Source organism: Actinoplanes auranticolor, assembly GCF_018332655.1.
GTDB classification, from domain to species: Bacteria; Actinomycetota; Actinomycetes; order Mycobacteriales; family Micromonosporaceae; genus Actinoplanes; species Actinoplanes auranticolor.
The window spans coordinates 33483-48856 of sequence record NZ_BOQL01000056.1 but is presented as its reverse complement, the minus strand read 5'-3'; the positions used below and the strand labels follow the sequence as shown (position 1 = coordinate 48856).

The following is a 15374-nucleotide window of genomic DNA, read 5'->3' as shown; positions in this document are numbered from 1 at the left end:
GATCGGTGCGGTGGATGCCCCGGACGCGCCGTTGGGTGCCGCGCCCGGTGGTGGCGGCCTCGGCCAGCCGCCGATGATGCCCGGCATGCCGGGCTCCGGTGGCGGTCCCGGCTCCGCGGGTTCCGGCTCCGTCGAGGCGCCCGATGCGCAGGGCCTGGTCACCGGTGACGTGTCCAGTTGGCGGCCGTCCGGCGCCGACTACGAGGTGCCGGGCTCGCCGAGCGGAGCAGAGGCCGGCGGCGGGGGCCTGACCGTTCCCGGCTACGAGCCGCCCAGCGGTACCGGCCTCGCCTCCGATGTGGAGGGGCCGGCCGCCGAGGGTGCGGACGAGACGGTGCCGCAGCAGACCGCCGGCGGCGGGGTGCCCCTGGCGGGGCAGCCGCCGATGATGCCGGGCGCCGGTCAGCCCGGCGCGGGCCAGCCGGGTGCCGGCGCCGGGATCCCCGACGCGCCCGATGCCCAGGGCCTGGTCGACGCGGACCTGGTGGACTGGCAGCCGGCCGGTGGTGACCTCGGCGATCCGAGCGCCCCGCAGGGAACCGCCGCCGGTGGCGCGGGCCTGGAAGTTCCGCAGTGGGAGCAGTCCGGCGACCTGCCGAGCGCGACCGACTCGGCCTTCGCGGCGGCGGACGATGTGACGCTCCCGGAGTACGGCGGCACCGAAAGCTCGAGCGACACACCAGCCGGGATGCCGGCGATGCCCGGCCTGTCCGGTGGCACAGCGCCGCCCGGCGCGCTGTCCCCCGCGGACGGCACCATCGCATCCGAGCTGATCGATGCGGACACCGTCGACTGGCAACCCGCCGAGGCCGGCACCATCCCGTTCGCGCCGAACGGCGCGGCCGCGGGCGGCGGGGGACTGCAGACTTCGATCGACGTCCCACCACCGGCGATCCCGGTAGAGTCGGTGGTCTCGCTGCCCGGCACGGACGGATCGGTCGTGGACTGGCCGGCCACGGACGGGCCTCCTGCGCAGTGGCCGGCCACGGATGGACCGGCCACGGACGGACCGACCGCGGAGTGGCCGGTCGTGGACGGACCGGCAGCGAACGGTCCGGCCACGGACGGTCCGGCCACGAACGCTCCCGTCGTCACTGAGCCGGTGGCGGCGGACCCGGGCGTGACCGAGCCGGTGACGGCAAACCCCGGTGTTGTCGAGGCGCCGGCGGTTACCGATCCCGCGATGCCAGAGCCCGTCCAGACCGACCCCGTCGCGGCCGATCCCGTGCAGGGCGATCCCGTGCAGGGCGATCCCGTCCAGGGCGATCCCGTCCAGGCTGAGCCCGTCCAGGCTGAGCCCGTCGCGGCCGACCCCGTCGTCGCCGTACCGGCCCCGGAGCCGTTCCTGCCCGCCGAGCTGGTGCCGGGTGACGGAACAGGCCTTCAGACGCCGCCGGACGCCGCTGACGCCGTACCCGTAGAAAGGCCGGCCGTGCAGCAGATGGCCGTGACCGTGGCCAACGCGGCGCCGGCGAATCCGAACGGGTCCGCCGCCCCGACCGGCCCGGGCGAGGACGACGCCGCAGCCCAGAGCTTCCCCGCGGTGGTGTTCCCCGTTCCGCAGCCGGTCGTGCCGGCACCACCGTCGGCCGCGTCCGCACCGGCTGTCCTGGGCCGCGACGCGGTCGCCGCGGGGACGCTTCCACACGATCCGCGACTCGCCGCCGCGATTCCGGGGCGGCCACAACCAGAGGACGACCGGGAAGCTCCCGAGCGTCCCGAGTCCGCCGAACTGCTGCACGACGGCACCGGCGCCTGGGATGCGGCCGGGCCCGTCGACGGGACGCCGGCCGGCGACGACTTCGTGCCGGTGATCACTGTGGATGACGATGACATGTCCGGCTGGGACGACGTCGACGGCGCGGCCTGGCTCACGGGTGCGAGTCCGCATGGCTGACGCCGGTGACGAGTCGCAGGGCACGCGGCAGGTGTGGCGGCGCGCGGCCCCTTCGGCCGAGGCCGTCAGCGGGGAGGGCAAGCCGCGCCGCTGCGGCGGTGATCTTGACATCGAGGAGCGCTATCAGCTCATGAAGGAACGGCGCCGCAAGCGCAAGGAGGCCGAGGCGCTCGAACGCGAGCAGGACGAGACGCAGGCGAAGGAGGCCGCTCGCCGGGCCCGGGACGGGGAAGACGTGGACGAGGACAAGGCCGCCGAACGATTCCGCAATGACCGCTACGCGGTCAAGTTGCTGCAGCAGGACAATGCCGCCTGGGGTGGCGGCGGCGCCGGGCCGGGGGACATCGGATGAGTACGGTCACCGTCAAGCGGCCACCCCGCGCGGCCGGTCCGGAGGCACCCGAGGGCCGGGTCGAGTTGCAGGAGCCGCCGCTGATGGCGGAGGAGGCCCCGCTCGACTTCCGCTCGTTCGCGTCCATCGTGCCGATGGGCCTCGGCATGGGCGCCATGATGGCGATGTTCGGCCTCTACAGCCGCGCGCCGATCATGTACGTGATGGGCGGCGCGATGGCCGCCGGCATGCTGCTCATGGGTGTCATGCAGATCGGCCGGGCGGCCGCCGACCGTAAGCGCAAGATGCGCGGCGAACGCCGGGACTTCCTGCGCTACATCGCTCAGCTGCGCAAGCAGGCCCGCCGGGCGGCGGACGACCAGCGGCAGTTCGTGCTCTGGAACAATCCGCAGCCCAGCTGGCTCTGGTCGATCGCGATGAGCAGTCGGTTGTGGGAGCGCCGGCCGAGCCATGACGACTTCGGCCGGGTACGGATCGGGCTGGGCCGGCAGAACGCGATGCTGACGTTCTCGCCGCCGTCGACGAAGCCGATCGAGGATCTGGAGCCGCTGGCGTCGATCTCGCTGCGGCGGTTCTCGGAGACCTACCGGACGGTGCCGGGCATCCCGATCTCGGTGGGGCTGCGCTCGTTCACCAGCATCGAGTTCTCCGGTGCGGCCGACCCGGCGATCGACCTGGCCCGGGCGATGGTGGCGCAGCTGGTGACCTTCCACGCCCCGGACGAGCTGCGGGTGGCGGTGCTGGCCGCGGAGGTGCATCGCGGGCCGTGGGACTGGATCAAGTGGCTGCCGCACAACGCGCATCCGACCGCGTTCGACGCCGCCGGGCCGACCCGGTTGTTCGCCGGCAGCCATGACGAGCTGATGGACCTGCTCGGTTCTGAGGTCGGCGAGCGGGGTGACCACGACCGCAACGTGCGGCCGTCGGCGACCGAGCCGCTGCTGGTCATCGTCGCGCACCTGGTGGATCTGCCGGACAGTTCCCGGCTGGTCGGCGCCGGGATGCGCAACGTGGTGCTGCTGGACCTCACCGGCAACATGCCCGGTGGTCCGAAGGTGCTGCGGCTGACTGTCGACGGTGACAAGGTCGAGTTCCCGGCCGGGGACACCGTCGGGTCGGCCATCCGCGACGGCCTGGACCTGGTGCAGAGCGAGGCGCTGGCCCGGATCATCGCGCCCAAGCGGACCAGCGGCACCCTCGACGTGGTCGACGAGCCGATGGAGAACAGCTTCGAGCTGACCGCGCTGCTGGGCATCCGCGACGCGCACACGTTCGATGTGCCGGCGCTGTGGCGTTCCCGGGCACCGCAGCGCAACCGGCTGACGGTGCCGATCGGGGTGACCGAGGACGGCGAGGTCATCGAGCTGGATCTGAAGGAGTCGGCGCAGGGCGGCATGGGCCCGCACGGCCTGCTGATCGGCGCGACCGGTTCGGGCAAGTCGGAGCTGCTGCGCACGCTGGTCTGCGCGCTGGCGGCGACGCACAGCTCGGAGATCCTCAACCTGGTCCTGGTCGACTTCAAGGGTGGCGCGACGTTCCTGGGCATGGAGAAGCTGCCGCACACCTCGGCGGTCATCACCAACCTCGCCGACGAGCTGCCGCTGGTGGACCGGATGCAGGATGCCTTGAACGGCGAGATGACCCGGCGCCAGGAGATGCTGCGGGCCAGCGGCTACGCGTCGCTGTTCGACTACGAGAAGGCGCGGGCGGCCGGCGCCCAGCTGGTGCCGTTCCCGGTCCTGCTGATCATCGTGGACGAGTTCAGCGAGCTGCTGAGCAGCAAGACCGAGTTCATGGACCTGTTCGTGTCGATCGGCCGGCTGGGCCGCTCGCTCGGCGTGCACCTGCTGCTCGCCTCGCAGCGCCTGGACGAGGGCCGGATCAACCGGGTCGAGGGCCACCTGTCGTACCGGATCGCGTTGCGGACGTTCTCGTCGATGGAGTCGCGGTCGGTCATCGGTGTCGGCAAGGCGTACGAGCTGCCGTCGGAGCCGGGCAACGGCTACCTGAAGCTGGACACCACCAACCTGGTGCGGTTCAAGTCGGCGTACGTGTCCGGCCCGTACAGCGGCCGCGGCCCGGTCGCCGTGGAGCCGGGCGAGGAGCCGGCCGCGCTCGACGTCGTCCCGTTCACGACCCGGCAGGTGGCGGGGCGGCAGGACCCGGGCCGGGACCGGACCGGCGAGGCGGCCGACGCTGTCCCGGCCGAGCCGGCAGAGTCGCTGACCGGGCCCAGCCTGGCCGATGTCCTGCTGGACCGGCTCACCGGGTCCGGGCCGCCTGCCCGGCAGGTGTGGCTGCCGCCGCTGTCGGCGGCGCCCAGCCTGGACTCGTTGCTGGCCAGCGTGGTGCCGGACCCGGTGCGGGGCATGACGGTGGAGGATCCGACGGCGCAAGGCAAGCTGCGGGTGCCGGTCGGCATCGTGGACCGGCCCCAGGAGCAGCTGCGTGAGCTGCTGATGGTGGACCTGGGCGGCGCCGACGGACACGTGGGCATCGCGGGCGCGCCGCAGAGTGGCAAGTCGACGCTGCTGCGCAGCCTGATCCTCGGCCTGGCCCTGACCAACACGCCGGAGGAGGTGCAGTTCTACGGCCTCGACTTCGGCGGTGGTGGTCTGTCGTCGATCGCCGGTCTGCCGCACATCGGCTCCATCGCCACCCGGATGGAACGCGACCGGGTGGTCCGCACGATCCAGGAGATCGGGCAGGTCATGGAGCGGCGCGAGGCGGAGTTCGCGGCGCGCGGACTGGACTCGATGGCGTCGTACCTGGCGGCCCGCGAACGCGGTGAGATCGACGACCCGTTCGGCCACGTGTTCCTCGTCATCGACGGCTGGTACACGATGAAGCAGGACTTCCCCGAGCTGGACACCCGGTTCCAGGAGCTGGCGTCACGGGGCCTGTCGTTCGGCATCCACGTGATCATCACCGCGACCCGGTGGTCGGAGATGCGGACCTGGCTGCGCGACGTGATGGGCACCAAGCTGGAGCTGCGGCTCGGTGACGCGATGGAGTCCGAGGTCGGCTCGCGCAAGGCGCAGACCGTGCCGAACCAGACCGGTCGCGGCCTGACCTCCGACGGGCTGCACTTCCTCGGCGCGTTGCCGCGGATGGACGGCAGCGCGCAGACGGCTGACCTGGCCGAGGCCACGAAGTCGGTCACCGAGGAGATCAACACCTTCTGGACCGGGCCGGCCGCGCCGGGCGTACGGATGTTGCCCACCCGCCTGCCGGTGGAGCAGCTGCCGCAGCCGGAGCCGGAGTTCAAGGTGTGCCTGGGCCAGGACGAGCAGCGCCTCGCCCCGGTTTGGCACGACTTCATGGCGACCCCGCACCTGCTGGTCTTCGGTGACAACGAGACCGGCAAGTCGAACGTGCTGCGCCTGGTGCTGCGCGCGATCCAGGAGCGCTACACCTCCGACGAGGCCAAGGTGGTGCTCGGCGACTCGCGGCGTGACCTCGACACCGCGCTGCCGCCGGAGTACCAGGTCGGCTTCGGGTTCACCGGCGACAAGCTGTTCGAGCTCGCCGGGCAGGCGTCGGTGTCGATGAACCGCCGGGTGCCTGGACCGGAGATCTCGTCGGAGCGGATGCGCCGGCGGGACTGGTGGGAAGGCCCCGAGCTGTTCGTCGTGGTCGACGACTACGACCTGATGACCAAAGGCCAGGGCATGGGATCGACGCTCGACCCGCTGCTGCCGCTGCTGGCCCAGGGCATCTACATCGGCCTGCACGTGATCGTCGCCCGCAGCACCTCGGGCGCGATGCGGGCCATGATGGACCCGGTCATCCGTCGGATGTGGGAGCTGGGTACGCCGGCGGCGCTGCTGTCGTACCCGAAGGAAGAGGGCAAGTTCCTCGGCGAGGCCGCACCACGGCGGCTGCCGGCCGGTCGGGCGCAGCTGGTGACCCGGCGGGGCGTCTCACTGATGCAGACCGGATTCGTGGCATGACCACCACCCACGGGAAGGGAGACCGCGGGTGAGTACCGCGCTGGACAGGGAACTGTGCCGGATCACTGTGATCGGTCCGGACCGCAAGATCGACCTGGCTGTACCGTCGACGACCCCGGTGGCGAGCCTGCTGCCGGTGCTGTTGCAGCACACCTCGTCGGGGCGGCGGATGGAGGGCGACGACCCGGAGGTCGCCTGGGTGCTGCAGCGGCTCGGCCAGCATCCGTTCGAGCTGGCCGGCACCCCGGAGAGCTTGGACTGGCTCGAGGGTGAGGAACTCTACCTGAGCCGGGCTGAGGATCCGCTGCCAGAGCTGGACTTCGACGACGTGGCCGAGGGCATCGCCACCGTCATCAACCGGCGTTCCGATCGGTGGCAGCCCGAGTACCGCCGGGTCATGTTCCTGGTGCTGTCCATCGTCGCGATGGGCGCCCTGGCCGCGGTGCTCACCGACCGCGGCCCGGTCCTGCCGCAGGTGGTCGGGGCCGCGGTGCTCGCGATCGCGTTCCTGGCCGCCGCGCTGGTCTATGCCCGCAAGGTTACCGACGGCGCGTTCTCGCTGCTCTTCGGCTGTGGTGCGGCGGCCTTCGCCGGCCTGGCCGCCGCCAGCGCCGTCGACGGTGATCCCGAGGGCATCGCCCTGACCGGCCCGGCCCTGCTGGGCGCCGCGGTCGGGGTGGCGCTGGTCGCCACCCTGCTGCTGCTGACCCAGCGGACGGTCACCCCGCACCTGCCCTTCGCCCCGATGCTGGTGATCTGCGTGACCGCGGTCGTCTCGATCGCCGTGCTGCTGCTGCGCACCGGCTCCGGGATGACCGTGCAACGCACCTCCGCCGCGGCGGTGGCCATGGTCCTCGCGGTGATCGTGCTGGCGCCGCGGGCCGCGGTGAAGTTCGCCCGGTTGCGCGGGCCGCAGCTGCCCAAGACCGGCGTGGACATGGCCTACGATATCGAGCCGGCCGACGCCGACGTGGTCCGCGACCGGACCCATGAGGCGGACACCTACCTGACCGTCGCGACGGTCACCGCGGCCCTGGTGCTGCCGGTGCTCTTCCACTTCACCATCCAGGTCCCGGGCTGGGCGGGATGGACCTTCGCACTGGTGGTTGCCAGTGCAATCCTGTTGCGCGCCCGTACCTTCCTGGGTCTCTGGCAGCGGATCGCGCTGACCGCCGCCGGTACTGTCGGCTTCATCATGGTCATCATGCGGCTCTCCCAGATGCTGCCCGGTGGTTGGCGATGGGTGTTGCTGAGCGTGCTGCTGGCGGTGGTCGTGCCTCTGGTGCTGGCGGCCATGCGTCCCTGGCCGCGCCGCATGCTGCCGTTCTGGGAGTATTCGGCGACGTTCCTCGACGTGGCGACCGGCGTGGCCGTCCTGCCCGTGCTCGCACAGATCCTCGGCCTGTACGTCTGGGCCCGCGGACTGTTCGGGTAGCCGGCATGCAGACTCAGCGCGACCACGTCCACGCCCACACCTTCATGATGGGCCGGCTCAGTTCGGCTCTGGTCGAGGGCGATCCCACCGGTGCGGAGATCCCCGGCCGGCGGGCCCAGACCGGCCTGCTGGTCGGCGTCATCCTGGTACTGCTGATCGTCGGCGGCTTCGCCGTGTACGGCTGGATCATCCCCGGCGGCAGCAAGGCGTACCGCCAGGCCGGCGTGATTCTGGTGGAGAAGGAGACCGGCAACCGCTTCATCTACCGCGAGGGCGCGCTGCACCAGGTCCCCGACCTCACCTCCGCGATGCTGATCCAGGGCGCCTCCTCGAAGATCAAGCTGATCTCGAAGAACTCCATCAAGGACGTGCCGCGCGGCGTCCCGCTGGGTGTCACCGGCGCGCCGCGGCAGTTGCCGGCGGCCGACGCGCTCACCAAGGGCCCGTGGCTGACCTGCCTGCCCGGCTCGGTGGTGACCGGCCGGAAGATCGCCGGGCTGGGCGTCAACCTCGAACCGGACCTGCCCGCCACCCTGTTGCCGCAGGACCGGTTCCTGGTCGTGCAGAACGAGAAGGGCCGGCCGTACCTGCTGGCGAACTACCTGAAGTACCGGGTCACCGACGACGCCGTGCTGGCGGCGATCGGCGCGAGCGCGACCAACCCGCCGTCGGCGCCCGACATGTGGCTGAACTGGCTGCCCGACGGCCCCGACCTGGGACCGGCCGACATTCCGGGCGCCGGCAGCAACGGGCCCGAGGTGGGTGGCCGCCCGTACCCGGTCGGCACGCTGTTCCGGCAGGGCGACGACCAGCTCTTCGTGCTGCGCGAGGACGGTCTGGCGCCGATGAGCCGCACCGAGTTCCGGATCGCCGACGCCGCGGACCGCGCCGCACCGGTCGACCTGGACCCGGCGGACGTCGTCGCCGCGGCCCGCTCCGCCGACCGCACCCTGCTGAGCCGGCTGCCCGACCTCGCCGCGCTGAAACTGCAGGACACCGCCGGCCAGGCCGTCTGCCAGCAACAGAGACCGTACGGGGACAACGTCATCAGCGTGGTCGCGCTCGCCCCGCACTGGGCCTCGGGCGTCTACGGCGACGGCACCACCTCCGTGCAGGCGCGACGCGGCGCCGGCATGGTCGTGACGCCAGTACCGGCGGGCGAGAAGACCGCCACCAAGAAGGTCACCTTCATCTCCGAGGACGGGGTCGCCTACAACCTCGCGGACTCCACCACGGTGACGGCGCTGAAACTCGGCAGCACCCCGCCCGTGCCTTTCCCGAAGGAACTGCTGTCAGCTCTGCCCCAGGGGCCGCTGCTGAGCCGCAATGCCGTCACAGCCCTGGTGAGGGGATAGCAAAACATGGCTTCAGTGATCCGCAACCTGCTCCGCGGCGGACCGGACGGCCCCCGCGACGGGGTGGTCCAGCACACCGTCGGCAACGCGCTGGTGCTGCACGCCCAGGACTCGATCAGCGCGGAGGCGCAGTCGCTGGCGCTGACGGTGGTCGAGGACGCCGAGAACGACGTGGTCGTGCTGGATCTGGGCCCTGGCCTGCCGATCAGCTCCTGGGAGTCGATGGCCGGCGTCCTGCCCCGCCGCCGTCGCGGCATCCGCCTGATGGCCTGCGGCGAGCACCGGTACGCGGTGGCGATGGCCGGCCAGTGGCTGTCCGAGCGGTTGAACCGTACGGTCATCGCGCCCGACGGTGAACTGGTCCGCGGAGCCGCCGGCGGATTGTTCGTGCACTCCACCCCGGGTAGTGGCTGGGTGCGGTTCCGGCCCGGCAAGCCACCGGCCTGGGACTCCAAGCGCTACCCGGCGCCGCTGTGGGACCGGGCGGCCACGGAGCAGAGGGCTTCGAGCTCCACCGGAGAGATCGAGCCGCTGCCGGGCGGCGTGTGGATCCATGACGTCCGCGCCACCGAGATCATCGTCGAGCATCGCGAGCGCCTGGTCGCTGACGTCCCGTGCCAGCCCGAGGTGATGACGGTGCTGCTCGGCTGCCCCGGCACCGCCCCGCTGTCGCTCGACGACGTGGTGCGGTTCTGGCGCGAGCTGGACGACGAGACCCGCGCCCGGGCCCGGTTCGTGCAGTACGGCGACATCCGGCTGCCCGAGGGCGAGGCGTTCGGCCAGGCCCTCGCCGACCTGCTCGGCACCGACGTGATCTGCTACACCGGCGTGCCCGTCGGCGCCCCGGGCAAGTTCGAGATCCGCACGGTACGCGACGACGGCGTCCTGGGCTGGCCCCCGTTCACCCTCGAGCTCGCGTACGCCCCGCGCGCGCACCCCAACTCGAAGGCCCGCCGCCCCACCGTCGTGAGCCACCGCGCTCCGCTGGCCTGGACCGAGGAGGTCACGCCGCGGGTCTACTGGTACGCCCCGGACGCGGTGATCGAGGTCGTGCAGGCGGGACTCTGGATCCGTCCGACCGAGGAACCGCAGAACGCCGAACGGGTCCGCGCGACACCGCTGGATCCCGAGGGCGGCACCTTGGTCTTCGACGACACCACCACCGAGCGGACCGCCCGGATGCGGGAACTGGCCGAGGACCTGGCCGCCCGGGTCGAGGCGGCGATCGGCCAGGAGACGGCGCTGTACCCGGCGTCGTTGCTGGTCCCGGGCCAGCGGCCGGCTGGGCGGGCGGAATCGGTGCTGCGGGCGGCGGAGCCGGAGCCCGTTCGCGCGCCGGTGGTGCAGGCCACGGTGGAGATGCCGGCCGCGCCGACCACCACGTACTTCATGCCGCCCGCGGTCGAGGCGGTGCGCGTCGAGCTGTCTGCACCGGCAGCTGCCCGCCAGATCACGGATTCCGACCGGGTGACCCGGGCCTACTCGCGGGCTGAGCTGTTCCCCGGCTCGGTTGCTCCGCCTGAGCCGGTTGCTCCGGTTGAGGTTGCTCCGGCTGAGCCGGTTGTCCCGCCTGAGCCGGCTGCGTCGCCCGGGGCGGCTGGACCGCCCGAGCCGGTTGCTCCGCCCGCGCAGGATGATCCCGCTGCGTGGGATGTGCCTGCCACGCCGGATGTTCCGCACGCGCAGGATGCGCCTTCCGGGTCGGCTCCGCATTACGGGTCGGCTGCTCGTTCTGTGCCGGTGAAGCCGGTGGGACCGGTGGGGTCGGTCGGACCGGTGGAGACGGAGCGGGCCGGATGGCCGATCCCGAGCCAGCCGGTCGAGCCGGTGACGGTCGAGCCGCCGGCCGTGGTCGAGCCGCCCGTGGCGGTCGAGCCGCCGGCGGCGGTCGCGGCCCCGCTCGCGGTCGACCCTTCGGCGCCGGTCGAGCCGCCCGCTCCGGTCGCGCCTCACTCCATGCCGGTCGAGCCGTCCGAGCCGGTCGAGCCGTCCGAGCCGTCCGTGCGGGCCGCGGCGGCCGGGCCGTCGACTCCGGCCGTCGCCGAGCCGGACAACGACATCACCAGCCGCCTCGCCGCGCTGGCCGGCCCGGACGACATCACCAGCCGTCTCGCGGCCCTCGCCGGCCCCGACGACATCACGAGCCGGGTGGCCGCCCTGACCGACCCCGCCCCGGCCCCACCAGTGGCCCGTACCGTCGCCGCCGTAGCGTCCACATCGGATGACCAGCCGCTGGCCAGGCTGCAGCCGGTCCCGTCCGCGTCCGCCTCCGCCCTGCTGCCCAGCAAGCGTTCCCTCGATGAAGAGCGCGCGTGGCTCCGCCGTACCCTCAGCCGTGAGTTCGACACCATGGCCAGCTCCGTCTCCCGGCTCATGTCGGAGCACCCGGGCCTGCAGGGCTCCGGCGCGATCAGCGCCGCCGACATCCTCGCCGACTCGGTGGCCGTGCGGCTCTACCTGTCGCGCCGGGGCGCCGGCATCGACGTCGGCCTGCGGTCCGGCGCGGCCGGCCCGCACGTGCCGTTCGCGCGGTGCGCGGTCGCCGGCCTGTCGCGGTTGCCGTCGTACCGGGGCACCACGGTCTACCGCACGTCACCGGACGCGGCCGAGTGGGGGCAGTATCAGGACCGCCGGCTGGTCACCGACTGGTCGTTCGTCAACGTGCTCACCGGGCCGTGCGAGAGCCAGCAGGGCGACACCGACGTGCTGGTCTGGTCGATGACCGCCCGCCGCGCGTCAGTGCTGGAGCCGGAAGGGGACGAGCGGGTCGAGGACCGGGTGCTCTTCCTGCCCGGCACCCATTTCAAGATCCTGGAGCTGCGGCAGCCGTCCGGGGGCGAACGGGGAGCGATCCTGATGCGCGAGATCGGTGCGAACGAGGTCGGCACGGACGGCCGCGTCGCCGCCGACCGGGTATCGCTGGACGAGCTGGCCGTGACGTCGTTGCGGCGCAGCGTCGAACGCTGGGCCGGCGCGGAGCCCCGCCGCCGGATCGGCGCCGGATCCACCGGGCGGTTCGGCACGCTGCCGGGCCTCGACCGCCGGCCGGTACGGGCGGAGGTGAGCGGGCGATGAGCCGACAGGTGCTCGTGGTGGGTGGCGGCAAGGCCGGCGCGTACCCGACGATCGGTGCGGCGCTGGCCCGGGCGGAGGCCGGGGCGACGATCACGGTCCACCCCGGCCGTTACGTCGAGAAGCTCGTCGTCGGCAACCGGATCACGATCTGCGCCGCCGAGGACGGTCCGGTCGACGTACGCGTCGAGGAAGGTAGCGTCCTGGTCGTCCAGGGTGAGGGCGCGCAGCTCCGCGGCATCTCGCTGGCCAGCGCCGACGCGCAACTCGCCGCCGTGGACGTGTATTCCGGTGAGGTCGCGCTGGACAACTGCGTCATCTCCGGGGCCTCGTGGGCGACCCTGCTCTCCCGGCTGCAGGGCTCGCTGGCCCTGCGCGGCTGCGAGGTGCGCAGCTCGGCCGGCGCCGGCATCGTGGTGACCTCCACCGCGCCCAGCACGATCGAGGACACCGCCGTCGTCGAGGTGGCCACGTCGGGCATCGTGGTGGCCGACAAGGGCGTGCTGACGTTGCGCCGTTGCCAGGTCCGCGACGCCGGCGCGAACAGTGTGTGCGTGAACGGCGACGGCCGGTTGACCGCCGAGCAGTTGGAGATCAGCGGGGCGGGCAAGCCCGCCGTGGTGATCGAGCAGCGCGGCTACGCCCGGCTGCAGCGGCTCACCGTGACGGGCAGCGGTAACGTCGACCTGTTCCTTCGCGGCGAGATCGACGTCCTGATCAGCGACTCGCGGTTCACCGGCGCGGCGTTGCAGGGCGCGCACATCGCCGACAAGGCGGCCCCGCGGTTCGAGCGGTGCACCTTCGGCGAGACCGGACACACTGCCGTGCACGTCACCGGCGGGGCCCGGCCCACCTTCACCGACTGCACGTTCGCCGACTCTCCGGTGGGCCTGAACGTCGACGGCGAGGCCGCCCCGCGGCTGGAGGGCGTCACCGTCCGCGGCACCAGGGAACAGCTCGCGGTGATCGGCGGGGCCGCGTCGGCGGTGGTGCAGCGGCTGCGCGCCACCGTCACCTCCGGCGCCGGGCTGCTGGTCAAGGGCGGCGCCCGGCTGGACGGCACGGACCTGGCGGTGGACGCCGGCGGCGCGGTCGCGTTGGAGCTGAGCGAGGCCGCGCACGGCACGGTCCGCGAGGCCCGTTTCACCGGTACGGCCGCAGCCGCGGTTGTCGTCGGCGGCGGCTCCGCCCTGGAACTGCAGTCGGCGTTGCTTCGCGGCACCGGGCTGACGGTCGGCGAGGGCCGGCTGCAGCTGCGGGACAGCGAGATCGTGGACGCATCCGCCGACGGTGTGCTGATCGGGGCCGGCGGTGCGGTGACCGCGACCCAGACCAGGATCCGCCGGGCGCGCCGCAACGGTGTCGCCCTGGCACCCGGTGGCCAGGGCGGGTTCACCGGCTGCGAGGTGCTGAGCAGCGGCGCGGCGGGTTTCGACGTGGACACCACCGAGCCGGTGACGATCACCCGGTGCGCGGTGCACGACAGCGCCGGCGAGAACCTCCGGCAGGCGGTCGGCGTGCAACTCGAGGTTGAGGCGCTGGACACCGGCCGGCCGCCGCAGCCCGCCGCCTCTGCGCCGGTGTCCCCGGCGCCGCTGGGTCGCGACGAGGAACCGCCGCCACAGGCGGCCCCGGAGCCCGACGACGAGCTGGCCGGCCCGCTCCGTGAGCTGAACAGCCTGATCGGCCTGCGCGGGGTGAAGCACGAGGTCACCGCACTGATCAATCTGATCAAGATGTCCCAGGTCCGGTCCCGGATGGGCCTGTCGATGCCGCCGATGAGCCGGCATCTGGTCTTCGCGGGCCCGCCCGGCACCGGTAAGACCACGGTCGCCCGGCTGTACGGCTCGGTCCTGAAGGAACTCGGCATCCTCACCAAGGGCCACATGGTCGAGGCGGCCCGGGCCGACCTGGTGGGCCAGTACATCGGCTCGACCGCGATCAAGACGACCGAGCTGGTGACCAAGGCGCTGGGCGGCGTGCTGTTCATCGACGAGGCGTACACGCTGTCGGCGGGGTCGGGCGGGTCGGGGCCCGACTTCGGCCAGGAGGCCATCGACGCGCTGATGAAGATGATGGAGGACCACCGCGACGAACTGGTGGTCATCGTGGCCGGCTACTCGGAGCTGATGGAACGGTTCCTGGAGTCGAACCCCGGTCTCGCGTCCCGGTTCACCCGTACCGTCGAGTTCCCGAACTACTCGGTCGAGGAACTGGTCACGATCACCTCGAACCTGTGCAGCAAGCACTACTACGAACTGACCGACGACGCGATGGAGGCGCTGAACACGTACTTCACCCGGGTGCCGCGCAACTCCACGTTCGGTAACGGCCGGGTCGCCCGCAAACTGTTCGAGGCGCTGATCAACAACCAGGCCTCGCGGCTCGCCGAGACGCCGCCGACCAAGGACATCGAGCTCAGCCGGCTCACCGGGGCCGACCTCGCCCCGGAGCTGGCCCTGCTCGAGGACCTGCCGGTGGAACAGACCGACCAGCCGGACGCGGCGAACAACCCGGCCGGGGCGATCAACGCCACCCGCAGCTGGGGCCGGGTGTGCCGGCTCGTCGGGGCGCCTGCGGTCCGCGACGCGCTGGGCGCGACCCTGCTGCAGCTGTGCGAACTGCGCAACCGGCGCCGCGCGTACGGCAAGCACGCCAATGTCGTGGTCACCGGCCTGGCCGGCAGCGGCCGTAGTGAGTTCGCCCGCTTGTACGCCGCCGGACTGTCCGAGCTGGACCTGGTCCCGGTGGGTCAGCTCATCCGGGTGTCTACCGCCCAGGAGCTGGCGCCGCAGTGGCCCGGCCAGGCCCAGAGCCTGGTCCGGGCAGCGCTGACGGACGCCGCCGGCGGCGTACTGATGATCGACTACACCGACGACGGCACCGGCACTGCGCCGGACGTGCTGGAACAGGTGGCCGACCAGATGCGGACCGCGATGGGGGACACCGTGGTCGTGCTGATCGGTGAGGACGCGGCACTGCGGAATCTGCGCTCGGCCGTACCCCTGCTGACGGAGGTCTTCGGACAGGAGTGGGCTGTGCCGGCCTACTCCACCGAGGAGCTCGCCGAGATCGTCGTCAGGCACCTGGTCCGGCGTGGCCACGAGGTCCCCGACGACGTCCGGGCGGCGCTGACCGGTCTGGCGGCGCGACTGCCCGAGCGCACTGTCCGGGCGGCACACCTGTTCTCCTGGGGGCTCACCCGTACCGCCGCCTCGCGGACCCTGGCCCTCGCCGATCTGAACGGATTCGCCGAGCGCACCGCCCCTGCCCTCCCGACCGGCGGCCTCGCCGCCGTCGGCTGATCCGA

At 72.5% G+C, this 15374-nt stretch carries 6 protein-coding genes and 1 pseudogene; all 7 read left to right on the top strand.

Annotated elements, in window-relative coordinates; translation table 11 throughout:
- Positions 1 to 1897 (top strand): annotated as a pseudogene (locus tag Aau02nite_RS32555) (hypothetical protein); the annotation flags it as partial.
- Positions 1890 to 2249 (top strand): hypothetical protein, encoded by a 360-nt coding sequence (locus tag Aau02nite_RS32550; RefSeq protein ID WP_212992437.1) that lies wholly within the window; start codon positions 1890 to 1892, stop codon positions 2247 to 2249. The pseudogene Aau02nite_RS32555 and the gene Aau02nite_RS32550, both read left to right, overlap by 8 nt.
- On the top strand, positions 2246 to 6202 hold the full coding sequence (eccCa, locus tag Aau02nite_RS32545; RefSeq protein ID WP_438841196.1) for a type VII secretion protein EccCa: 3957 nt from the start codon (positions 2246 to 2248) through the stop codon (positions 6200 to 6202). Before Aau02nite_RS32550 ends, eccCa begins: the two co-directional genes overlap by 4 nt.
- Before the next feature lie 28 nt (positions 6203 to 6230).
- Positions 6231 to 7637 (top strand): type VII secretion integral membrane protein EccD, encoded by a 1407-nt coding sequence (eccD, locus tag Aau02nite_RS32540; RefSeq protein WP_212992436.1) that lies wholly within the window; start codon positions 6231 to 6233, stop codon positions 7635 to 7637.
- Positions 7638 to 7642: 5 nt separating this feature from the next.
- A complete protein-coding gene (gene eccB / locus Aau02nite_RS32535) occupies positions 7643 to 8992 on the top strand; it encodes a type VII secretion protein EccB (protein ID WP_212992435.1) in 1350 nt (449 codons plus the stop codon).
- Between the two features lie 6 nt (positions 8993 to 8998).
- A complete protein-coding gene (locus Aau02nite_RS32530; protein ID WP_212992434.1) occupies positions 8999 to 12067 on the top strand; it encodes a hypothetical protein in 3069 nt (1022 codons plus the stop codon).
- A complete protein-coding gene (locus tag Aau02nite_RS32525; protein WP_212992433.1) occupies positions 12064 to 15369 on the top strand; it encodes a right-handed parallel beta-helix repeat-containing protein in 3306 nt (1101 codons plus the stop codon). Before Aau02nite_RS32530 ends, Aau02nite_RS32525 begins: the two co-directional genes overlap by 4 nt.
- The last annotated feature ends 5 nt before the right edge of the window (positions 15370 to 15374 follow it).

Bases quoted from the DNA above. Each gene is read 5' to 3' on its own strand.
- eccB (WP_212992435.1), top strand. From the start codon at position 7,643: ATGCAGACTCAGCGCGACCACGTCCACGCCCACACCTTCATGATGGGC.
- Aau02nite_RS32550 (WP_212992437.1), top strand. From the start codon at position 1,890: ATGGCTGACGCCGGTGACGAGTCGCAGGGCACGCGGCAGGTGTGGCGG.
- Aau02nite_RS32525 (WP_212992433.1), top strand. From the start codon at position 12,064: ATGAGCCGACAGGTGCTCGTGGTGGGTGGCGGCAAGGCCGGCGCGTAC.
- Aau02nite_RS32530 (WP_212992434.1), top strand. From the start codon at position 8,999: ATGGCTTCAGTGATCCGCAACCTGCTCCGCGGCGGACCGGACGGCCCC.
- eccCa (WP_438841196.1), top strand. From the start codon at position 2,246: ATGAGTACGGTCACCGTCAAGCGGCCACCCCGCGCGGCCGGTCCGGAG.